Genomic DNA, 22,415 nt, shown 5'->3' on the forward strand with positions numbered 1-22,415 from the left:
TTCAGCCTGCTACGGCGGATCGAACGGCCGCGAGGGCGTTCGGGATGGCTGCTGCGTCGGTGCCGCCGCCCTGGGCGAGGTCATCCTTGCCGCCGCCGCCGCCGCCGAGGATGCCTGCGACCTGCTTCGCCAAGGCTCCCGCACGCTGGCCGGCCTCCCGGGCCGCGGGGTTGGTGGCCACGATGACGACGGGCTTGTCGGCGACCACGGCCGCGAGGGCCACGACCGCCGGCGTGCTGCCGAGCTGCGTGCGGGTAGCCGTGACCAGCATCCGCAGGTCGTCAGCGGAGCCCAGCGTGCCGACCTGCTCGGCCACGACATTGACGGAACCGGCCAGCTTTGCCGAGGCGACGAGGGCAGGCACCCTGTCGGAGAGGGCCCGCGCCTCGAACGCGGCGATCTTCTTCTCGGCGGTCTTGAGGCTCTGCACGAGCTCGTTGATGCGCTCTGGCAACTGCTCCCGCGGCGTCTTCAGGTGTGAGGTCAGCTGGGAGACGAGGGCGCGCTCGGCGGCCAGGTCGCGGAAGGCCTCGAGGCCGACCAACGACTCCACCCGGCGGTTCGTGGAACCGACAGAACCCTCGCTGACAAGGTTGATCATGCCGATCTCGGCGCTGGAGGCGACGTGGGTTCCCGCGCAGAGTTCGCGAGACCAGGGGCCGCCGATATCGACGACGCGCACTCGGTCGCCGTACTTCTCGCTGAACAGGGCCATCGCGCCGAGCGCCTTCGCCTCGGCCAGGGGCAGCTCCCGGGTGAGTACGGGCAGGTTGTCCCGGATGGCGTTGTTGGAGATCTCTTCGATCTCGCTTCGGGTTGCCGGGGACAGTGCCTGGTTCCAGGAGAAGTCGAGGCGGAAGAAGCCGGCCTTGTTGTACGAGCCGGACTGGTGGGCGTTCGGGCCGAGCACCTGGCGGAGGGCGGCATGCAGCACGTGCGTGCCGGAGTGCGCCTGCCGGGCACCGCGGCGCCAGTCGGGGTCGACGACGCTGGTGGCGGAGTCCCCGACGCCGACTTCACCGGTCCGCACCTGCACCTTGTGACTGATCAGGCCCTTGACGGGCTTCTGCACGTCGAGCACCTCGAGCTCGTAGCCGGTGCCCACGATCAAACCGGCATCGGCCTCCTGGCCGCCGGACTCCGCGTACAGGGCCGTCTCGGCGAGGATCACCTCGGCGATGTCACCGGAGACGGCGCGGTCGACGGAGAGACCGTTGACGATGATCCCGAGCACGCTGGATTCGGTCTGCAGGGCGTCGTAGCCCGTGAAGACGGTCTCCCCCGCCGCGCGGAATGCGCTGTAGACCGACAGGTCGGCGAGGTGCGTCTTCTTGGCCTTGGCGTCGGCCTTGGCCATCGCGCGCTGCTTGGCCATCAGTGTGTCGAAGGCCTCGCGGTTGACGCTGAGCCCGGCCTCCTCGGCCATCTCGAGGGTGATCTCGATCGGGAAGCCGTAGGTGTCATGCAGGAGGAACGCGGTGTCGCCCGGCAGAATGACCTTATCGGCCTTTTTGGTCTTCGCGACGGCGAGGTCGAGCACGGCGCTGCCACTGGCGAGGGTGCGCAGGAAGGTCTCCTCTTCGGCATACGCAGCCTGGCTGATGCGGGCGTAGTCCGCCTTGATCTCGGGGTACGCGCCGGCCATGGCGTCGCGCGAGGCCGGAAACAATTCGGGAAAGGTCGCGGCGTCGACGCCGAGGAGGCGCATGGCGCGCACGCTGCGGCGCATCAGGCGGCGCAGGATGTACCCGCGGCCCTCGTTGGACGGCATCACTCCGTCGCTCATCAGCATCAGGGACGACCGCACATGGTCGGCGACGATGCGCATCCGCACGTCGTCGTCGTGAACGGCCCCGTAGCGGCGACCGGACAGTTCCGCGGCCCGGTCGAGGACCGGGCGCACCTGGTCGATCTCGTACATGTTCTGAACGCCCTGTTTGAGGAAGGCGACACGTTCGAGCCCCATGCCGGTGTCGATGTTCTTCTTCGGCAGGTCGCCGAGGATGACAAAGTCGTTCTTGCTGGTGCCCTCGCCGCGGAGGTACTGCATGAAGACGAGGTTCCAGATTTCGACGTAACGGTCGTCGTCGGTGGCCGGGCCGCCGTCGATGCCGTAGGCCGGGCCGCGGTCGAAGAAGATCTCGGAGCAGGGTCCGGCGGGCCCGGGCTGACCGGTCGACCAGTAGTTGGAGTCCATGCCGAGACGCTGGATGCGGTGCTCGGGCAGGCCGAGGGCGCGCCAGTACCGAAAGGCCTCATCGTCGTCCTCGTAGACGGTGACCCAGAGGTCCTTCTCGGCGAAGCCGTAGCCGCCGTCGGCATCCGAGCTGGTGAGCAGCTCCCAGGCGTAACCGATCGCCTCTTCCTTGAAGTAGTCGCCGAACGAGAAGTTGCCGTTCATCTGGAAGAAGGTGCCGTGACGCGGGGTCTTGCCGACCTCTTCGATGTCGTTGGTGCGGATGCATTTCTGAACACTCGTCGCTCGCGGGTAGGGGGGCGGCACGAGACCGGTCAAATACGGTACGAACGGGACCATCCCGGCCACCGTGAACAGGAGTGTGGGGTCGTCGCTGACAAGCGAAGCGGAGGGGACGACGGTGTGACCGCGATCGGCAAAGAAGTCGAGCCAGCGCCCGCGAATTTCAGCAGTCTGCATTAGTTCCGTAGTTCGTTGTGGTGAAAAAGATTTGGATGATACCTACCTGGCGAGCACGTGCGTGGCGAGTACTTACTTGGCAAGTTTTTCGATCGTGATTTCGGTCTCCGACGCGATTTCGCCGATGGCGTCCCGCAGCTCGGCCTCACGCTTGCGGTAGCCGTCCGAGATGGCCTCACCGAATTCGCGCGCCTTGGTGTCCAGATCGGCGAAGAATTGCTTCCCCTGACGCGTCTTGCCGGCTTCGCGGGCGATGAGCAGCCCCGTGGTGACACCGACGACAAACCAGATGAAATTCTTCATAGCAATGCTCCCTGAATATGTGTGGAGACCCTGAAAAGTGGTGAAAAGGTCGGTTCACGGCGGTTGAACGTCTGGAACGACCGTCTGACCGGCGAATCCCAGACGGGCCGGCTCCGTTCCAGAGTACCCGACTACCTGTGGCGGCGGCGGCGGGTACCGCCCGGGCGGGCAGCCCCCAGGGCCGCGCGAACCCCCGCGGAGAAGCCGGCCACTTTGACCAGCGGGCCGCCGACGGTCGCCGCAACGAGGGCGACCAGAGCGGAGACGTTGCCCGTGACGTCCGCCACGTTCGAGGTGATGGTGTCCACCCGGGCCAACTGCGCGTTGGTCTCCTGAATGGTCTTGGTGGATTCCTCAAGCAGTGGGGTGACGGTGTGGGTCAGGTCGCGGATGGCCACGGTCGTCTCGTCGAAGACGCGGCCGAGCTTGACCAGGGGCAGGGCCAGGAACCCGACCAGCATCAGGAAGGCAGCGGCGAACACGAGCCCGACAATATCTCCACCAGACATTGACCAACCATCCATTCCAGATTCAGCATTCACGAGCCAGGTGCGCGTACGCAAAGAGCGGACCACCCCAGGGTGATCCGCTCTCCAGCGTAGTTCAGTTGCAGCGCCTGACGGCGGTGCGGGTGAAAAGGAGCCTAGCGGGCCGCGTAGTACTCGACGACGAGCTGGACTTCACAGGTCACGGGAATTTCGATGCGCTTCGGGCGGCGCACGAGGCGGGCCTGCAGCTTGTCGATCTCGACCTCGAGGTAGGCGGGGAGCTTGGGCAGAACGTCGACGTGACCGCCGGCGGCTGCGACCTGGAACGGCTCCATGGCCTCGCTCTTGGGCTTGACATGGATGAGCTGTCCCGGCTTCACGCGGAAGGAGGGACGGTCGACCAGCTGGCCGTCGATCAGGATGTGACGGTGCACGATCATCTGACGGGCCTGGGCGGTGGTGCGGGCGATCGCGGAGCGAACGAGAAGAGCGTCGAGACGGGTCTCGAGGATCTCGACGAGGTTCTCACCGGTCAGTCCCTGGGCGCGGCGAGCTTCCTCGAACGCGATCTTGAGCTGGGCTTCGCGGATGCCGTACTGGGCGCGTAAGCGCTGCTTTTCGCGGAGGCGAACGGCGTAGTCGGAGTCGGTCTTGCGCTTGGTGCGACCGTGCTCGCCCGGGGCGTACGGACGCTTCTCCAGATAGCGCGCGGCCTTCGGGGTCAGGGCGATGCCCAGGGCCCGCGAGAGGCGGGTCTTACTGCGGGTACGTGACTTGGTAGACACGGTGTCCTTTCGATGGAACTGCAAACAAGGGAAACCAGGGCGGGGGCCGCGCAGTGAGACAGCACAGGCTCAACGTCATGGGAGTTCAGAGGGGTGGTGCCACGGGACGCCCGGCTACAGGGCGAGACCATCCAATCCGGAATCGGACGCAGCCGCATGCCGATTCCATTTGTAGGCAGCCTTTAGATTAGCACATCGGGTTGTTCGGCCGTTCCGTTCAGCGGGCACGGATGATCTTGCGCAACTTGGCGAGGCGGGCCGAGACCTCGCGCTCGTGGCCATGCTCGGTGGGCTCGTAATAGCGCACCTCGGCGAGCTCGTCCGGCGGGTACTGCTGGGCCAGCACGCCGAGGGCGTCGTCGTGGGGATACTTGTAGCCCTTGCCGTGGCCGAGGCGTTTGGCGCCTGGGTAGTGCGCATCCCGCAACGGTTTGGGCACCCGGCCGGTCTTGCCGTTCCGCACGTCGGCGATCGCCGCATCCAGGGCCATGTAGGCCGCGTTGGACTTGGGTGCGGTGGCCAGGTGCACGACGGCCTGGGCGAGCGGGATGCGGCCCTCGGGCATGCCGATGTATTGCACGGCGTCGGCGGCGGCGATGGCGATCACCAGCGCCTGCGGGTCGGCCATGCCGATGTCTTCGGAGGCCAGCACGATGATGCGGCGGCAGATGAACCGGGGATCTTCGCCGGCCTCGATCATGCGCGCGAGATAGTGGAGGGACGCGTCGACATCCGAGCCGCGTACCGATTTGATGAAGGCGCTGATGACGTCGTAGTGCTCGTCGCCGTTGCGATCGTAGCGCAGAAGCGCACGGTCGACAGCGAGGGCGACGACCTCGGTGGTGATGACCGGCTTCGCGTCGGACTCGGCGTCGACGGAGGACGCCGCCGCCACCGACCCGGCTTCCAGGGCGGTCAGCGCCCGTCGGGCGTCACCGGACGCGAGCCGGATGATCGCGGCCCTGGCTTCGGGGTCGAGCACGAACCGGTCGGCCAGGCCGCGCGGGTCGACCACGGCCCGGTCGACAACGACACCGAGATCGTCGTCGCTGAGCGTTTCGAGGGTGAGCAGTAGGGAGCGGGACAGCAGCGGCGAGATGACGGAGAAGGACGGGTTCTCGGTGGTGGCGGCCACGAGGATGATGACCCCGTTCTCCACCCCGGGCAGGAGAGCGTCCTGCTGCGCCTTGCTGAACCGGTGGATCTCGTCCAGGAAGAGCACGGTGGAGAGTCCGTAGAGGTCCCGGCTGGTGCGCGCCTCTTCCATTACCTGGCGCACGTCCCGCACTCCGGCCGACACGGCGGACAGCTCGACAAACCGGCGGCCCGAGCTGCGCGCGATGGCCTGGGCCAGGGTGGTCTTGCCGGTGCCGGGCGGGCCCCACAGGATGACAGAGACCGCGCCCTGCTCCCCTGTCTTGTCACTGGCCAGGCTGACCAGCGGGGAGCCCGGTGTGAGCAGATGCTTCTGACCGGCGACCTCCTCGAGGCTCGTCGGGCGCATCCGTACGGCGAGGGGTGTGGCCCCGCTGCGCAGTCCCGGTTGTGAATCCACCATGGGTCCAGCGTAGTTTGTGCCGGTGACCGGGCCGCTCCTGAACCGGTGCTGCCCGGAGCGGATGTTTGTCTGCCCTCTCCGGGTTGCGTAGAGTTCAACATGGTTCGGGCGCCAGACGCTGGAGCCGTCCCCGTTCGATCGGGCCTTCCGAAGGAGGCCGCCTGGAGGCTACGACGTGGTACCGAACAAGAAGCAAGAACGTGAAGCCCGCGAGGCGCGCGTGCGTGTACGCGCCTTTCAGGCCCGGCGTTCGGTGAATGCGCACCAGGTGAAGCGGCGCCGGCGGGACAACCTCATCGCCGGCGTCAGCGTGGCTGTGGTCGTGGCGCTGGCCGTCGGCGCCCAGGTGCTGTTCTTCACCGGAGGCCCCGGCAGCCCGGCACCCTCCGTGGCCGACACCGCTTCCCCCTCCGCGTCGGCCGCACCGTCCGACAGCGCGAACAGCGGCGAGGTGCCGCCCAGCACCCTGGCGGAAGACCGCACCTGGACCGGCACGCTGGCCCTCAACGGCATTCCGCTCGAGATCGAGCTCGATGGAGCCCTCGCCCCTCAGGCGGTGTCCTCGACCATCAACCTGATCACCACCGGCTTCTATGAGGACGTGACCTGCCACCGGCTCACCGACGGCGGTTTCTTCGTGCTGCAGTGCGGGGACCCGACCGGAACGGGATCGGGTGGCCCCGGCTACAGCTATGGACCGATCGAAAACGCCCCGGCCGACGATGTGTACCCGGCCGGCACACTGGCCATGGCCCGCCAGGGCGGCAACGCCTACAGTATGGGCAGCCAGTTCTTCATCGTCTACGACGACACGACCATCCCCGCCGACGCGGTCGGCGGCTACACGGTGCTCGGCCGGGTGACCGATGGACTGGACGAAATCAAAGCGCAGATCACGGCTGCCGGCGTCGCCGACGGCTCTTCGGACGGCACCCCTCAGGTGCCGACCAGCATCACTCAGGTATCAGTTCAGTAGAACAGACGAACAGCGCGCGGGCTTGCAATAGGCTTGACCGGGTATTGGCTCACTTGTGAGCACACAACGACATCAATAAGGTGAGGCTCTTGACTACGACAGATCAGCAACCATGGGGTCGCGTAGACGAAACCGGCACGGTTTACGTGCGCGAAGCGACAGGCGAGCGCGCCGTGGGACAGTATCCCGACGCGACGCCGGAAGAGGCGCTTGCCTACTTCGAACGGAAATACGTTGAGCTCAACGGCCAGGTCACGCTTCTCGAACAGCGCGCCAAGGGTGGCGCACCTGCCGCAGATATCGCGAAGTCCGTCAAACATCTGACCGAGGCCGTGGCGAACGCCAACGCGGTCGGCAACCTGGCAGCCCTGGCCACCCGCCTGGGTGCCCTCGGCGGCGCGGTGACCGAGCTCACCGAGCAGCAGGGCGCCGAAGCAAAGGCCGCAGCGACCGCCGCCGTCGCCGAGCGTGCCGCGATCGTCGCCGAGGCCGAGGCTCTCGCCGCCGAAGACCCGGCTAAGACGCAGTGGAAGCAGACCAGCGCTGCTCTGGAAGCCCTGTTCGCGAAGTGGCAGGCCCACCAGCACGATGCTCCGCGCATTCCCAAGGGCGAGGCCAATGACCTCTGGAAGCGGTTCCGCGCGGCCCGCACCACGATCGAGCAGAACCGCAAGGCATTCTTCGCCGAGTTGGACAGCGCCCACAAGGACGTTCGCAACCGCAAGCAGCACCTGATCGAACAGGCCGAGGCCCTCGCCCCCAAGGGCGCCGATGGCATCCCGGGCTACCGCAATCTGCTCGACGAGTGGAAGCTCGCGGGTCGCAGCGGCAAGAAGCAGGACGACGCCATGTGGGCCAAGTTCAAGGCAGCCGGCGACGTGCTTTACTCGGTCAAGTCCGAAATCGACGCGCACGACGACGAGGAGTTCGCGGGAAACCTGACTCTCAAGGTCGAGCTGCTCACCGAAGCCGAACTTCTGCTGGCCGAGACGGACCGCGCCAAGGCGCGCAGCGCGCTGAGCTCCATCCAGCGCCGGTGGGACGCCATCGGCAAGGTTCCGCGCGACTCGGTCAAGTCCATCGAGGACCGCATGCGCAAGGTCGAGGCAGCCGTGCGCAAGCTCGACGACGACCACTGGAAGCGCAACAACCCGGAGACCAAGGCTCGCGCCGAGGGTCTGGCCGGCCAGCTGCACGATGCCATCGTCAAGCTCGAGGCCGAACTGGCCGCGGCGCAGGCCGGCGGGGATGCCGCGGCGATCACGGAAGCCACCGAGGCTCTCGAGACCCGCAAGGCGTGGCTGAAGGCCATCGGCCAGTAGCCCGGCCGTCCACAGCACGACGAGTGGGGATCTGTCCACAGATCCCCACTTTTTGTGGGCGGGAGAACACACCCGGCGCACGCTGAGTCGATGAACCCACAGTCGATGAACTCACGCCTTCCCGTGGTGCTCTCTGCCCACGACCTGCCGCTCGCGGAGCTGTGCGGCGCCCGTCTCGACGGGGAACTCTTCACCCTGGGCGACTTTTGGTGCCCGGTCGACGAGGTCGATGACCGGGTGCGACGCGCCCGAGCCGTCGGGTTGCTGCTTGCGTCCCCAAGGGCCATCGCCGAGCGGATGACCGCTGCCTGGATCTACGGTCTGGCGCCGGAACCTCGCCGCCACCACTTCTGCGTGCAGAGTTCCGCCCGAATGAAACTGGTCCCGTCGCCCCGAATTCAGATCCGCGAGGTCAGCTGCCCGTCCGACCAGCTTCAGGCGATCTCCGGCCTCCGGGTCACGCTGCCCCTGCGCACCGCCGTCGACCTCGTCCGCTGGCACGACGAGCCCACCGACGTTGACCGGGTTGCCCTGATCGCCGCCCTGCTGCGCCTGGCCGGCTGCACCAGCACCGACCCGGCCAGTCGCCTATGCGCGGCACCCAACCTGCCGTTCAAGGCTCCGGCCCTCACCCGACTGCGGGAGGTGCAACGGTACCTCGACGAGCATCCGCGCCCCACCTGATGTCTCTACCGGGAGGCCAATGCGAGCTGAATGGCCGCTCAGCCCTCGTTGACGCGATAGACGTCATAAACGGCGTCGATACGGCGCACCGCATTGAGCACGCGATCGAGGTGCGTGGTGTCGCCCATCTCGAAGACGAACCGGCTGATCGCGAGTCGGTCGGAGGAGGTGTGCACCGTCGCCGACAGGATGTTGACGTGATGCTCCGACAGCACCCGGGTGACGTCGGAGAGCAACCCGGAGCGGTCGAGAGCCTCGATCTGGATCTGCACCAGGAACAGGCTCTTGGAAGTGGGCGCCCAATCGACGTCGATCATGCGCTCGGGTTCCTTGAGCAGGGACTGCACGTTGCGACAGGATGCCTGGTGCACCGATACCCCGGCGCCGCGCGTGATAAATCCCACGACTTTGTCGCCCGGCACGGGAGTGCAGCAGCGGGCAAGCTTCACCAGGATGTCGGGGGCGCCGCGCACGAGGATGCCCGAGTCGCTGTTGCGGAGCGTCTGGGTGCGGCCGTGGGGCGCGAACGGCAGGTCCGTGGCGTCGCTCTCCTCGACGCTCTGCAGGGTGGCGACCACCTTCTCCAGCACCGACTGCGTCGACACATGCCCCTCGCCGACGGCGGCGTACAGCGCAGAGACGTCTTCATACTTCATCACCGCGGCAACCTCGGCGAAGGAGTCCTGGTTCATCAGTTTCTGCAGCGGCAGGTTCTGCTTGCGCATAGCGCGCGCGATGGCGTCGCGGCCCTGCTCGATCGCCTCGTCGCGGCGCTCCTTGGTGAACCACTGGCGGATCTTGTTGCGAGCCCTGGGGCTCTTGACGAAGTTCAGCCAGTCCTTACTCGGCCCGGAGTCGGGATTCTTCGACGTGAACACCTCGACGACGTCACCGGTGACGAGAGGGCTCTCCAGCGGGACGAGGCGCCCGTTGACCTTGGCGCCCATGGTGCGATGGCCGACCTCGGTGTGCACGGCGTAGGCGAAGTCGACCGGGGTGGCGTCGGCCGGCAGACCGATCACCCGGCCCTTGGGGGTGAAGACGTAGACCTCTTTGGCGCCGATCTCGTAGCGCAGCGAGTCGAGGAACTCCCCCGGGTCGGCCGTTTCGGCCTGCCAGTCGGAGATGTGGGCGAGCCAGGCCATGTCGGTGTCGCTCTGCGGGCCCGGACCGGAACTCTTGCCTGTGGTCTGCTCCTTGTACTTCCAGTGCGAGGCCACGCCGAATTCGGCGCGCTGGTGCATTTCCTGGGTGCGGATCTGGATCTCCACGGCGCGCCCGCTCGGGCCGAGAACCGTGGTGTGCAGCGACTGGTACAGGTTGAATTTGGGGGTGGCGATGTAGTCCTTGAACCGGCCGGGAAGCGGCGTCCACCGGGCGTGGATTGCGCCGAGAACCGCGTAGCAGTCCCGCACCGAGTTGACGAGAACTCGAATGCCGACCAGGTCGTAGATGTCGTCGAACTCGCGCCCGCGCACGACCATCTTCTGGTAGATCGAGTAGTACTGCTTGGGCCGGCCGGCGACCTTGCCCCGGATGCGGGCGGCCTTCAGGTCGTCGACGATCGAGTCGATGACGTGCTGCACGAACTCTTCGCGCTGCGGAGTGCGCTGCTTGACAAGACTGTCGATCTCGGCGTAGAGCTTGGGGTACAGCACCGCGAACGAGAGGTCTTCGAGCTCCCACTTGATGGCCTGGATGCCCAGGCGATGCGCGAGCGGCGCGTAAATCTCCAGCGTTTCGGTCGCCTTCCGAACCGCGGACTCGGCAGGCACGAATCCCCAGGTGCGCGCGTTGTGCAGCCGGTCGGCGAGCTTGATGATCAGCACACGGATGTCCTTGGACATCGCCACGATCATCTTGCGCACGGTCTCGGCCTGGGTGCTGTCGCCGTACTTGACCTTGTCCAGCTTGGTGACGCCGTCGACCAGCATGGTGATCTCGTCGCCGAAATCGTGCCTCAGCTGGTCGAGAGTGTACTCGGTGTCCTCCACGGTGTCGTGCAGCAGTGCCGCCGAGACGGTCTTGGGGCCGATGCCCAGATCCGCCAGGATCTGCGCGACCGCGACCGGATGTGTGACGTACGGCTCTCCGCTGCGGCGAAACTGGCCCTCATGCGCCTGCTCCGCGGTGACGTAGGCCCGCTCGATGATCGAGAGGTCCACCTTGGGATGGTGCATCCGCACGGTCTTCAGCAGCGTGTCGACCGCGCCGACCGGCTGGACCCGGGAAAAGATCCGAGGCACGAGGCGCCTCAAGGATGCCGGCGGGAGCGGAGCCGGGTAGGCAGGAGGAGTCGTCAGTTCGGTCATCTGGCCACCTCCATCCACTTGATCAATTATTACTGCTCCCGAGCCGGATCGGGTACCACTTCCGGCTCGGGTGCGGGCCTCCTCCGGCGGTGATCAGGGCCGACTAGGTGCTGACTTCGGCGGCCACTCTCAGCGCGGGGCCGGCCTTCGCCCGCTGGGCGAGAACCTTCTGGTCGGCCCGGCGCACGGCCGGCTCCGCGGAGCGGATTTGAGCGTACAGCGGCGACGCGATGAAGATCGTCGAGTAGGCGCCGGCGACGATGCCGATCAGGAGTGCCAGCGAGATGTCCCGAAGGGTTCCTGCCCCGAGCACGAGCGTTCCGATGAAGAGGATCGAGGCGACCGGCAGCACCGCGACGACGGAGGTGTTGATCGAGCGCACCAGGGTCTGGTTGACGGCCAGGTTTACGGATTCGGCCAACGTGCGCGTCTCGGCGCCCGCCTCCGAGGTGTTCTCGCGGATCTTGTCGAAGACCACGACCGTGTCGTAGAGCGAGTAGCCGAGGATCGTGAGAAATCCGATCACGGCGGCCGGGGTGATTTCGAAACCGGTGATGCCGTAGATCCCGGCGGTGATGACGAGGTCGTGCATCAGCGCGGTCATGGCCGCGACCGACATCTTCCAGGTGCGGAAGTACAGTGCCATGCCGATGGCGGCGAGCACGAGGAAGATGAGGAGTCCGCGCACGGCCTGGCCGGTGATGTCCTGGCCCCAGACCGGACCGATGAAGGACGCGGTGACCTGCTCGATCGGCACGGCGTAGGCATCCGCCAGCGCGGCGCGAATCTCCCGGGTCTCGTCGCTGGTGAGCTGGTCGGTCTGCACTCGGATGCCGGTGGTGCTGACGCTCGACACCCTGGGCGTCGCCAACGGGACGACCTCGGTCACGGCATCGGCGGCAGCTCCCTGGTCCTGGTCGGCGACCTGGGAGATCTTGAACTCGGAGCCTCCCGTGAACTCGATGCCGAAGACGAAGCCGCCACGCAGCTGGGGAACGACGATGGCCACGAAGAGTGACACGACCGCGACCAGGTACCAGGTCTTGCGCCGCCCGACGATGTCGAACGAGCGCTTGCCGGTGTGCAGGTCGTTGCCGAACTGGGAAAAGCTGGCCATTAGGAATCCTTCCCGTCGGTCGTTCGATCCGCACTGGAACCGACGAGTTCTGACGCCTTGCGCTCGGCGATGGTCTGGCGCTTGGCTGCCTCACGGCTGGCCGAGGACAGTTTGGCGGAAGGGAGGTCATCCGAGGGACGGAATTTCGCCCGCCCGCGGTAGGTCGCGCCCAGGGCCCGCGGGTCGAGGCCGCTGAACTTGTGTCCGTCGCTGAAGAACTTCGTGCGCGCCAGCAGCTGGAGCATCGGGTGGGTGAAGAGCATGACCACGAGCACGTCGACGAGGGTGGTCAGCCCCAGGGTGAGGGCGAAGCCCTTGACGTTGCCGACGGCGACGATGAACAGGACGCCGGCGGCCAAGATGTTGACCGCGTCGGAGGCGAGGATGGTGCGCAGGGCGCGCTTCCAGCCGGCCTCGACGGAGGATTCGAGCCCTCGTCCGTCCCGGAGCTCATCACGCACCCGCTCGAAGTAGACGATGAAGGAGTCGGCGGTGATGCCGATCGCGACGATCAGACCCGCGACGCCGGCCAACGACAGCCGGTAGCCCTCGCGCCAGGACAGGATCGTGATCAGCAGGTAGGTGATGATCGCGGCGACCGTGAGCGACGCCACTGTGACGAGGCCGAGCAGGCGGTACTGGATCAGCGAGTAGAGCACGACCAGTACGAGTCCGATCAGGCCTGCGATCAGGCCGCCGGTGAGCTGGCTGGAGCCCAGGGTCGCCGAGATGGTGTCCTGGCTCTGCACGGTGAAGCTGATCGGCAGGGCGCCGAACTTGAGCTGGTCGGCGAGGGCCTTCGACGAGTCCTGGTCGAAGTCACCGCTGATCTGGGCGTTGCCGTCGGTGATGGCCGCCAGGGTGCGCGGGGCCGAGATGACGTTGCCGTCGAGCACGATCGCGAACTGGTTCTGCGCTGCGGTGAGCGCGTTCAGCCGGGTGCTGACGTCGGCGAAGGCCTTGGTTCCGGTTCCGTCGAAGGTGATGTTGACGACCCATTCACCGGTCGTGGCGCCGCTCTGCGTGGTCTGCTGGCCGTTGGTCGCGTCGGAGACGTTCTCGCCGCTGACTTCGACCGGGCCGAGGATGTACTTGATGGAGCCGTCGGCCTCACAGGTGACAAGCGGCTCCGCCGCCGGTGCCACATTGGTGGTATCGATCTTGCTGCACTCGAAGGCCTCGTACCGGGCCTGGAGCGCGGGGGTGATCCAGTTCAGGTCGCTCCCGTCGGTGGGCACCGCGGTCGGGGTGCTTTCCAGACTCGGGTCGACCGTGGGGGTCGGTACCGGGGTCGCGACACCGTCCTCTCCGACAACGTCTTCACCGACGCTGGCCGCGGACGGGGCACCGGCCACGAGCACCGGTCGGAACTCGAGCTTGGCTGAGGACTCGATTCGGTTGATCGTCGCGTCGTCCGGCACGCCGGGGATGGACACGACGATGTTCTGGCCACCCTGGGTGTTGATCTCCGCCTCGGAGACGCCTGCCGAGTCGATGCGCTGCCGAATGATCTTCACGGCCTCGTTGAGCTGCTCCGAGGAGACGGACTGCCCGGACTCGAGCTTCGGCGCGAGGATGATCTGCGTGCCGCCCTCGAGGTCCAGAGCCAGCTTGGGCGTCCAGGATCCGCCGCCGGTGAGCACGCCGGCCGTGTTGAGCGCAATCAGGCCGACGATGATCACACCCAGCCACGTGAGGGAACGCCAGGCCTTCTTGGCCGAAGACGACTTTGCCACCAGAGAACTCAGCTTTCTATGCTCATGCTCATGCCCGCGCCGAGGCGCGGGCATGGAGAGGGATTGGTTAGGCGTCGCCCTTTTTGGGCTCTTCGTCGGTGTCGGCGACGCGCTGACCGAAGTCAGGTTCGCCCATAACGGTGGTGCTGCCCTGGTTCAGCTCGGCGACGCCCTCATCTTCGGGCTCGGCCACGATCGGCTCCACCACGCGGGCGATGGTCTGACGGTGCAACTGCACGACGGTTCCGGGGGCGATCTCGAGGGCAACCTTGTTCGCCTCCTCGTCAATCGCGAGGATGGTTCCGTACATGCCGAAGTTGGTCATGACCTCGGCGCCGACGACCATCTGGGCCTGCAGGGCAGCGAGGTCCTTCTGGCGTTTGCGGCTGTTGCGGAACATGAAGAACACGAGCGCCGCGAGAACGGCGAGCATGACGAGAGTCAACGGATCCATAAAACTGTGGGACCTTCCGGTTGCGGCGCGAGGGCCGAAGTCTGTGCGTCTGGCTCGGGGGAACCAGCACGAGTGGTTCGAGGCGAACCAACTCGAATTATAGGTCATCCAGCATAAGGGGGATTGGCGGCCCGCCCACCAGAGGCGCCGTCAGGCCGAAATGCCGCCACGCTTCCGCGGTCGCCACTCGGCCGCGCGGGGTGCGCATCAGGAAGCCGATCCGCACCAGGAACGGCTCCACGACGGCCTCGATGGTCTCGGACTCCTCCCCCACGGACACCGCAAGCGTGTTCAGACCCACCGGCCCTCCCCCAAAACGGGTCAGGATGATGCGCATCACCTCCCGGTCGAGCCGGTCGAGCCCGATGGCGTCGACGTCGTACAGCTCGAGAGCCGCGTGCACCGCGGCCACATCGGCGTCTCCACCGTGCACCAGCGCGTAGTCCCGCACCCGCCGGAGCAGGCGGTTGGCGATTCTGGGCGTGCCGCGGCACCGACCGGCGATCTCGGCGATGGCGGCCGTGTCGATCGCCAGGTCGAGCAGTTTGGCTGCCCGGCCGAGCACCTGCTCGAGTTCGTGGTCGGCGTAGAACTCGAGGTGGGCGGTGAAGCCGAACCGGTCGCGCAGTGGGTTGGGCAGCAGTCCGGACCGGGTCGTGGCGCCGACCAGGGTGAACGGCGCCAGGTCGAGGGGTACCGAGGTGGCGCCGGCCCCCTTGCCGACCATGATGTCGATGCGGAAGTCCTCCATCGCCAGATAGAGCATCTCCTCGGCGGAGCGGGCCATGCGGTGGATCTCGTCGATGAACAGCACCTCGCCGGGCACCAGCGAGGAGAGTACCGCCGCCAGATCACCGGCGTGCTGGATGGCCGGGCCGCTGGACATCCGCAGCGGGCGGTTGCCCTCGTAGGCGATGATCATGGCCAAAGTGGTCTTGCCGAGTCCGGGCGGGCCGGCCAGAAGGATGTGGTCGGGGGTGCGGCTCTGCATGGTAGCGGCGGTCAGGAGCAGCTGCAGCTGCCCGCGAACCTTCTGCTGGCCGACGAACTCGCCGAGGCTGCGCGGACGGAGGGCACCCTCGAAGGCCAGTTCGGCGTCGCCCTCGAGTTCCGGCCTGGTGAGCTCCACGCCGGAATCTCCGGCCAGACCCTGTGCGCCGGTCACGGGCGACGCTCCGATGCCTGCTGGGCCGGGCCGAGCCTGACGAGTACGAGGCGAAGGAGCGCTGCGACGCCGACCTGCCCGGGTTCGACGGTCTCCGCGAGGGTCTCGTCGACGGCCTCGGCGGCCACCTTCTCCGACCAGCCGAGCCCGATCAGGGCGGCCTGCACGTTCGCCGACGCGCTGGTGGGCTCCGGGCGGGCGGATGCCGCGGCCGTGACGGTCACGAACACCTTGCCTGCCAGGGAGAGCACGATCAGTTTGGCCGTTTTCGGGCCGATGCCGCTGACCTTGCGGAAAGCGCCGTCGTCTTCTGCCGAGACGGCCTGCGCGATTTGGACGGGGCTGAGCACCGCGAGTACGCCGAGGGCCGATTTCGGGCCGACCCCGGTGACGCCGACCAAAAGCTCGAAGACCTCGAGTTCGTCGGCGGACGGGAATCCGAAGAGGGTGAGCGAGTCCTCGCGCACGATAAGGGTGGTCGAAAGCCGGGCCTCCGTGCCGACGCGCAGGGAGAGCGCAGTGGCCGGGGTGACCTGTACGGCCAGACCGACTCCCCCGACCTCGATCACGGCCGTGGAACCCACGGCAGACAGGACAAGGCCACGAACGGAAGCAATCACCGCTTCAGACTACGGGGCACCGGCGACACTGCGCCGCGCTCGGCGGCGCGCCACGCCTTCTGGGCCGGGGTCAGGGTGCCGGGGGCCACGTCGGCGCTGGTGGGCAGGGTGCCGCCGGCCGCCCCGGTGCGCCAGGCATGGCAGATCGCGATGGCCAGCGCGTCCGCGGCATCCGCGGGCTTGGGCACCTCGGCCAGGCCCAGCACCCGCGCCACCATGGCGCCGACCTGGGCTTTGTCGGCGGACCCGTAGCCGGTGATGGCTGCCTTGACCTCGCTCGGGGTGTGCAGGGTGACCGTCAGCCCACGCTGAGCGGCCAGGAGCAGCGCGACGCCGCTCAGCTGGGCGGTGCCCATCACGGTGCTGACATTGTCCTGAGCGAACACCCTCTCGATGGCGACGACCGCCGGCTTGTGCCGGTCGAGCAGGTCTTCCAGGCCCCGGCTGATCAGCAGGAGCCTCTGCTCGAGCGGCAAGTCCGGCGAGCTGCGCAGCACGGTCACGTCGACCAGGGACGCGGATCGGTTGGCGGCGACGTCTACGATTCCGACGCCGCAGCGGGTCAGCCCGGGATCGATGCCCAGAACCCGGACCGACACAGCGCGCTACTCGGCTTCGGCCTGAAGCTCCGCGATGACCTCGGGCGACACGTCGTAGTTACTGTAGATGTTCTGCACGTCGTCGAGTTCTTCGAGGGCGTCGATCAGCCGGAACACCTTGCGGGCGATCTCGGCGTCGACCTCGACCTTGAGCTGGGGCACGAACGCGATGTCGGCGGAGTCGTAGTCGATCCCGGCGGTCTGCAGGGCGGTCCGGGTCGCGACGAGATCGTGCGCTTCGCTGAAAACCTCGAACTTCTCACCGTCGTCGACGACCTCTTCGGCGCCCGCGTCGAGCACGGCGAGGAGCACGTCATCTTCGCTGAGGCCGTTGCTCTTCGGCACGACGACGATGCCCTTGCGGTGGAAGTTGTACGCGACGCTGCCGGGGTCGGCCATGTTGCCGCCGTTTCTGGACATGGTGGTGCGCACCTCGGCGGCCGCGCGGTTCTTGTTGTCGGTCAAACACTCGATCATGACGGCGACGCCGTGCGCGGCGTAGCCCTCATACATGATGGTGGTGTAGTCGACTACTTCGCCGGACAGGCCGGCGCCGCGCTTGACGGCACGGTCAATGTTGTCGTTGGGAACAGAGGTCTTCTTGGCCTTCTGGATCGCGTCGACCAGGGTCGGGTTGCCCGACAGGTCGGCGCCACCCATGCGGGCCGCGACTTCGATGTTCTTGATCAACTTGGCGAAGGCCTTGGCCCGACGCGAGTCGGTGACCGCCTTCTGGTGCTTTGTTGTCGCCCACTTGGAATGTCCGGACATGAGTCTCCCGTTGTCTTTGGCTGTAGTGACGTGGCTGTCGATTGGCGCGGGGGTGCCGCTGCCGTGCTGGTCGCTGCACTACTGGTGCCATTGGTCGCTGCACCGTGGGGTGCGCCCCATTCTAACCCGCGATGCCTGATGGGCCGGGCTTCACGCGCCCGGGGCCGCGGCGATCAGTTTGTTCAGGGTGCGGAGGTTGCGGGTGGTCGTGGTCGACCGGTACCGGGCCTTGCCGCTCAGCTTGCTGAACGGACTGTTGATGCCGATGCTTCGGCGCACCTGCCAGTAAAGCACGCCGGTTCCGGGCCGAACCTGCTCCGTTTCCGGGTCCGGTTCCCCAGCCGCCTCGAGCAGTTCGTCGAGCGCGGTCCGCGCCGATCCGAACACGACATACGGATGCCAACCGTCCCGCTCCGCATCGAATGGGAACGCCCGCGCCACCCTGTCGAGTGCGTCAACGCCGAGCAGCACGATCCACGCCTGATAACCGAAGTTGTCGGAGAGAGCGCGTTCGATTGTGGTCTTGAGGGCCGCGGCATCCGTCCCGCCCGCCGTGAAGAGCACGTTGCCGCTGGCCAGAACCGTGCGGACATCCGTGTAGCCGAGCCCGCGGAACACGGCCCGCAGGTCCGTCATCGTGATCGTGATCCCGTTGACGTTGATTCCGCGCAGGAGCGCCACCCAGCCGGCCATGACCGGAGCCTAGTAGCGGAAGCCGGCGGCGGCCACCTTCTGCAGGAAATAGTCGTGGAACCGGTACTCCCCGGTGATCTCGGGGTGGAATGAGGTTCCGAGCAGGTTGTCCTGCTCGACCGCGACGCAGCGCCCGTCCGAGAGCGTGGCTATCGCGCGCGCCCGGGTCCCGACGGACTCCACCACGGGGGCGCGGATGAAAATGGCGTGCACCGGCGGCTCACCGAGCACCGGCACGTCGAGGTCGGTCTCGAAAGAGAGCGTCTGCGAACCGAAGGCGTTGCGACGCACGGCGATGTCGAAGCCGCCGATGCTCTGCTGCCCTTCGATCCCGTCGATGACGGTGTCGGCGAGCATGATCAGGCCCGCGCAGGTGCCGTAGACGGGTAGGCCGGCCCGCACGGCCTCGGCCAGCGGTTCCGCCACACCGAACGCGCGGGCCAGTTTGTCCATGACGCTGGATTCGCCGCCGGGGATCACGAGCCCGCTGATGCGGTCCAGTTCCTCCGGGCGGCGGATGAGTTCGACTTCGGCGCCGAGGGACCGCAGTACCTCGGCATGCTCACGAAAGTCACCCTGCAGGGCGAGAACTCCAACGCTCACGAACGGGTATCTACCAGCCGCGCTCGGAGAGGCGGTGCGGCGCAGCCAGATCGGACACGTTGATGCCGACCATGGCCTCGCCGAGTCCGCGCGAGACGGATGCGATGACGCTGGGGTCGTCGTAGAAGGTGACGGCCTTGACGATGGCGTTGGCGCGGGCCTGCGGGTTGCCCGACTTGAAGATGCCGGAGCCGACGAATACACCGTCCGCACCCATCTGCATCATCAGGGCCGCGTCGGCGGGGGTGGCCACGCCACCCGCGACGAAGAGCACGACGGGGAGCTTGCCGGTGGCGGCGATCTCGGCGACGAGTTCGTACGGCGCCTGCAGTTCCTTCGCGGCGACGTACAGTTCGTCCTTGGTCAGAGCCGACAGGCGGGCGACCTCACCCTTGATGGTGCGGATGTGCTTCATGGCCTCCGAGACGTCGCCGGTGCCGGCTTCGCCCTTGGACCTGATCATGGCCGCGCCCTCGTTGATGCGGCGAAGCGCCTCACCCAGGTTGGTCGCGCCACAGACGAACGGGACCGTGAAGTTCCACTTGTCGATGTGGTTGACGTAGTCGGCCGGGCTCAGCACCTCGGACTCGTCGATGTAATCGACGTTCAGGGCCTGAAGGATTTGAGCTTCGACGAAGTGGCCGATGCGCGCCTTGGCCATCACCGGGATGGATACCTCGGCGATGATGCTGTCGATCAGGTCGGGGTCGCTCATGCGGGCAACGCCACCCTGGGAACGGATGTCGGCGGGAACCCGCTCAAGGGCCATGACGGCGACAGCACCGGCGTCCTCGGCGATGCGAGCCTGCTCGGCGTTGACGACGTCCATGATGACGCCGCCCTTCATCATGTCGGCGAGACCACGCTTGACGCGGCTCGAACCAAAGGCGGAAGTGGTTTCAGTCATAGCTTTGATTCTATTCCTTGGGTGGTGTCGATTCCGCCCGGCGGGTGCCGGTGGAGGGGTATATACGGCTAGTTGCCATCCTGGGGCCAGCCCTCGGCGACTTCGCGCCGCACATCGCCCAGAAGACGGGGAATCGCCTTCGTTCCGGCGATGATCGGGAAGAAGTTCGAGTCGAGCGCCCAGCGGGGAACGATGTGCTGGTGTAGGTGCTCGGCAATGCCCGCGCCGGCAATACGGCCTTGGTTCATGCCGATGTTGAAGCCGTCGCAGTGCGACACCGCCTTGAGCACACGCATGGCCACCTGGGTGAGACTGCCGATCTCGGCGACCTCCTCCGGACTGGCCTCGTCGTAAGTCGCGACGTGCCGGTACGGACAGACCAGCAGATGCCCGCTGTTATACGGGAACAGGTTCAGCAACACGTAGGCGTGCGTGCCGCGGGCCACAATCAGGGCCTTCTCGTCGGTCATGCTCGGGGCCAGGCAGAAGGGGCAGTCATCCGGGTGCGGCTGCTGGCCGTCCTGGATGTAGACCAGGCGGTGCGGGGTCCATAGCCGTTGGAAGGCATCCGGAACCGCGGCGAACTCGGACGACTGCTCGAGCCCCTCGAACTCGTCGCTGTGCGTGTCCATCTCAGACCTGGCCCTGGGTCGTGACCTGCGCGCGCATATGGATCGCGGCGATGATGCGACGGATGGCTTCGTCGGCCGGCACGCCGTTCTCCTGGGTGCCGTCGCGGAACCGGAAGCTCACCGAGCGATTGGAGCGGTCATCCTCGCCGACGATCAGCTGGAAGGGCACCTTCGCCTTGGTGTGGTTGCGGATCTTCTTCTGCATGCGGTCGTCGGAGTGGTCGACCTGGGCGCGCACGCCTGCCGTCTCGAGCCGGCCGATGATTTCGTCGAGGTATGGACCGTACTGCTCGGACACGGGGATGCCGACGACCTGCACCGGGGACAGCCACACCGGGAACGCCCCGGCGTAGTGCTCGGTGAGCACGGCGAAGAAGCGCTCGATCGAACCGAATAGGGCCCGGTGGATCATCACCGGGCGCTGGCGGGAGCCGTCGGGGGCGGTGTACTCGAGGTCGAACCGTTCCGGCAGATTGAAGTCCAGCTGGATGGTGGACATCTGCCAGGTGCGGCCGATCGCGTCGCGGGCCTGCACGGAGATCTTCGGGCCGTAGAAGGCGGCGCCGCCCGGGTCGGCCACGAGTTCGAGACCGGATGCTTCGGCGACTTCGCGCAGGGTGTCGGTCGCTTCCGCCCAGGCCTCGTCGGTGCCGACGAACTTCTTCGGGTCCTTCGTGGAGAGCTCGAGGTAGTAGTCCTCGAGGCCGTAGTCGGCGAGCAGCTTGAGCACGAAGCTGAGGGTGCTGGTGAGCTCCTCTTTCATGCCTTCGCGGGTCGTGTAGATGTGCGCGTCGTCTTGGGTCATCCCGCGCACGCGGGTGAGGCCGTGCACGACGCCGGACTTCTCGTAGCGGTAGACCGAGCCGAATTCGAACAGGCGCATGGGCAGGTCGCGGTAGCTGCGGCCGCTGGAGCGGAAGATCAGGTTGTGGAACGGGCAGTTCATCGGCTTGAGGTAGTAGTCGACGCCCTGACGGGTCATGTGGCCGTCGGCGTCGTACTCCGCGTCGAGTTTCATCGGCGGGAACATGCCATCGGCGTACCAGTCGAGGTGACCGGACGTCTCGAACAGGTTCGACTTGGTGATGTGCGGCGTGTAGACGAAGTCGTAGCCGGCCTCGGTGTGGCGCTTGCGGGAGTAGTTCTCCATCTCCTGACGGATGATGCCGCCCCTGGGGTGGAAGACGGGCAGGCCGGAGCCGATCTCCTCGGGGAAGCTGAAGAGGTCGAGTTCGGCGCCGAGCTTGCGATGGTCGCGCTTGGCGGCCTCCTCCTGGCGGGCTTGGTAGGCCCGCAGTTCGTCCTTGGTGGGCCAGGCGGTGCCGTAGATGCGCTGCAGCTGCGGGTTCTTCTCGGACCCGCGCCAGTAGGCGGCGGCCAGACGGGTCAGGGAGTAGCCGTTGCCGATCATGCGCGTGTTCGGCAGGTGGGGACCGCGGCAGAGGTCTTTCCAGAGCGTCTCCCCCGTCTTCGGGTCCACGTTGTCGTAAATGGTGAGTTCGGCGCCGCCGACCTCGACCGACTCGTTGTCGACGGTCTCGGCGGCCCCGCCCTTGAGCCCGATCAGTTCGAGCTTGTACGGCTCGGCGGCGAGTTCATCCCGGGCCTGGTCGTCGGTGACGACGCGGCGCACCAACCGCTGGCCCTGGCGGATGATGCGGTCCATGGCCTTCTCGAGCGACTTGATGTCCTCGGGGGTGAATGCCTCTTCAACGTCGAAGTCGTAGTAGAAACCGTCGGTGACGGGCGGGCCAATGCCCAGGCGCGCCGCCGGGTTCACGGTTTGCACGGCCTGTGCGAGCACGTGCGCGGCCGAGTGGCGCAGGATGCTGAGGCCGTCGGGCGAGCCGATGGTCACCGGTTCGACGACATCCGTCGGAATCACCGTCGTGGCGAGATCCTTGAGCTCGCCGTTGACGCGCATTGCGACAACGGACCGGTCGGTGAATAGCTCAAAGCCGTCAGCCACGTGTATTACTCCTCAGTATTGTTCGAACCCCAATAACTTTAGCGGCGCGCCTCGACCACGACGGG

At 66.8% G+C, this 22,415-nt stretch carries 21 protein-coding genes; 3 read left to right on the plus strand and 18 right to left on the minus strand.

Features of this window, described 5'->3' with window-relative positions; translation table 11 throughout:
* Position 1: 1 nt before the first annotated feature.
* The 5 genes from alaS to CXY81_RS11320 form a co-directional block, all read right to left on the minus strand.
* A complete protein-coding gene (gene alaS / locus CXY81_RS11300) occupies positions 2–2,656 on the minus strand; it encodes an alanine--tRNA ligase (RefSeq protein WP_104194885.1) in 2,655 nt (884 codons plus the stop codon).
* A gap of 72 nt (positions 2,657–2,728) precedes the next feature.
* On the minus strand, positions 2,729–2,959 hold the full coding sequence (locus CXY81_RS11305; protein WP_104171029.1) for a hypothetical protein: 231 nt from the start codon (positions 2,957–2,959) through the stop codon (positions 2,729–2,731).
* Between the two features lie 131 nt (positions 2,960–3,090).
* Positions 3,091–3,468, minus strand: a complete 378-nt coding sequence (locus CXY81_RS11310; protein ID WP_104171030.1) for a DUF948 domain-containing protein — start codon at positions 3,466–3,468, stop codon at positions 3,091–3,093.
* A gap of 134 nt (positions 3,469–3,602) precedes the next feature.
* Positions 3,603–4,232 carry a 30S ribosomal protein S4 gene (gene rpsD / locus CXY81_RS11315; RefSeq protein ID WP_104100497.1) on the minus strand — a complete coding sequence of 210 codons (630 nt, stop codon included), beginning with the start codon at positions 4,230–4,232 and terminating at the stop codon, positions 3,603–3,605.
* Between the two features lie 217 nt (positions 4,233–4,449).
* A complete protein-coding gene (locus CXY81_RS11320; protein WP_104194886.1) occupies positions 4,450–5,790 on the minus strand; it encodes a replication-associated recombination protein A in 1,341 nt (446 codons plus the stop codon).
* 175 nt (positions 5,791–5,965) lie between these two features.
* On the opposite strand from CXY81_RS11320, the gene CXY81_RS11325 reads away from it, so the two are divergent.
* The 3 genes from CXY81_RS11325 to CXY81_RS11335 all read left to right on the plus strand — a co-directional run bounded on the left by CXY81_RS11325 (position 5,966) and on the right by CXY81_RS11335 (position 8,772).
* Complete coding sequence (locus CXY81_RS11325; RefSeq protein ID WP_104194887.1) at positions 5,966–6,766, plus strand: peptidylprolyl isomerase; 801 nt, start codon at positions 5,966–5,968, stop codon at positions 6,764–6,766.
* Positions 6,767–6,855: 89 nt separating this feature from the next.
* Entirely contained in the window at positions 6,856–8,088 is a 1,233-nt protein-coding gene (locus CXY81_RS11330) for a DUF349 domain-containing protein (protein ID WP_104171033.1), read from the plus strand.
* Positions 8,089–8,193: 105 nt separating this feature from the next.
* Entirely contained in the window at positions 8,194–8,772 is a 579-nt protein-coding gene (locus CXY81_RS11335) for a hypothetical protein (RefSeq protein WP_104194888.1), read from the plus strand.
* A gap of 38 nt (positions 8,773–8,810) precedes the next feature.
* Here CXY81_RS11335 and CXY81_RS11340 read toward each other — a convergent pair whose 3' ends face one another.
* The 13 genes from CXY81_RS11340 to thrS form a co-directional block, all read right to left on the minus strand.
* Positions 8,811–11,084 carry a bifunctional (p)ppGpp synthetase/guanosine-3',5'-bis(diphosphate) 3'-pyrophosphohydrolase gene (locus CXY81_RS11340; RefSeq protein WP_104194889.1) on the minus strand — a complete coding sequence of 758 codons (2,274 nt, stop codon included), beginning with the start codon at positions 11,082–11,084 and terminating at the stop codon, positions 8,811–8,813.
* 103 nt (positions 11,085–11,187) lie between these two features.
* Complete coding sequence (gene secF, locus CXY81_RS11345) at positions 11,188–12,201, minus strand: protein translocase subunit SecF (RefSeq protein WP_104194890.1); 1,014 nt, start codon at positions 12,199–12,201, stop codon at positions 11,188–11,190.
* Positions 12,201–13,937, minus strand: a complete 1,737-nt coding sequence (gene secD / locus CXY81_RS11350) for a protein translocase subunit SecD (RefSeq protein WP_104194891.1) — start codon at positions 13,935–13,937, stop codon at positions 12,201–12,203. The genes secF and secD overlap by 1 nt, the downstream gene beginning before the upstream one ends.
* Positions 13,938–14,004: 67 nt before the next feature.
* Positions 14,005–14,391: a preprotein translocase subunit YajC gene (gene yajC, locus CXY81_RS11355; protein ID WP_104171037.1), complete on the minus strand. Its 387-nt coding sequence runs from the start codon at positions 14,389–14,391 to the stop codon at positions 14,005–14,007.
* 97 nt (positions 14,392–14,488) lie between these two features.
* The gene (ruvB, locus tag CXY81_RS11360; protein WP_104171055.1) at positions 14,489–15,520 is read right to left on the minus strand and encodes a Holliday junction branch migration DNA helicase RuvB; all 1,032 of its coding nucleotides are present in this window, start codon (positions 15,518–15,520) and stop codon (positions 14,489–14,491) included.
* A gap of 32 nt (positions 15,521–15,552) precedes the next feature.
* Positions 15,553–16,176, minus strand: a complete 624-nt coding sequence (ruvA, locus tag CXY81_RS11365; protein WP_104100488.1) for a Holliday junction branch migration protein RuvA — start codon at positions 16,174–16,176, stop codon at positions 15,553–15,555.
* Positions 16,173–16,775, minus strand: coding sequence for a crossover junction endodeoxyribonuclease RuvC (ruvC, locus tag CXY81_RS11370; RefSeq protein ID WP_104194892.1), 603 nt, complete (start codon positions 16,773–16,775; stop codon positions 16,173–16,175). Before ruvC ends, ruvA begins: the two co-directional genes overlap by 4 nt.
* A 6-nt stretch (positions 16,776–16,781) precedes the next feature.
* Positions 16,782–17,546, minus strand: a complete 765-nt coding sequence (locus CXY81_RS11375; protein WP_104171039.1) for a YebC/PmpR family DNA-binding transcriptional regulator — start codon at positions 17,544–17,546, stop codon at positions 16,782–16,784.
* Between the two features lie 150 nt (positions 17,547–17,696).
* Complete coding sequence (locus CXY81_RS11380; protein WP_104194893.1) at positions 17,697–18,239, minus strand: DUF1697 domain-containing protein; 543 nt, start codon at positions 18,237–18,239, stop codon at positions 17,697–17,699.
* 9 nt (positions 18,240–18,248) lie between these two features.
* Positions 18,249–18,842: a pyridoxal 5'-phosphate synthase glutaminase subunit PdxT gene (pdxT, locus tag CXY81_RS11385; RefSeq protein WP_104171041.1), complete on the minus strand. Its 594-nt coding sequence runs from the start codon at positions 18,840–18,842 to the stop codon at positions 18,249–18,251.
* Between the two features lie 10 nt (positions 18,843–18,852).
* The gene (gene pdxS / locus CXY81_RS11390; RefSeq protein ID WP_104100483.1) at positions 18,853–19,749 is read right to left on the minus strand and encodes a pyridoxal 5'-phosphate synthase lyase subunit PdxS; all 897 of its coding nucleotides are present in this window, start codon (positions 19,747–19,749) and stop codon (positions 18,853–18,855) included.
* Between the two features lie 68 nt (positions 19,750–19,817).
* Positions 19,818–20,381, minus strand: coding sequence for an HIT domain-containing protein (locus tag CXY81_RS11395; RefSeq protein ID WP_104100482.1), 564 nt, complete (start codon positions 20,379–20,381; stop codon positions 19,818–19,820).
* A gap of 1 nt (position 20,382) precedes the next feature.
* Positions 20,383–22,305 carry a threonine--tRNA ligase gene (gene thrS / locus CXY81_RS11400; protein WP_233194145.1) on the minus strand — a complete coding sequence of 641 codons (1,923 nt, stop codon included), beginning with the start codon at positions 22,303–22,305 and terminating at the stop codon, positions 20,383–20,385.
* Between the last annotated feature and the right edge of the window lie 110 nt (positions 22,306–22,415).

It is taken from the genome of Cryobacterium sp. M25, assembly GCF_002929635.1.
GTDB classification, from domain to species: domain Bacteria; phylum Actinomycetota; class Actinomycetes; order Actinomycetales; family Microbacteriaceae; genus Cryobacterium; species Cryobacterium sandaracinum.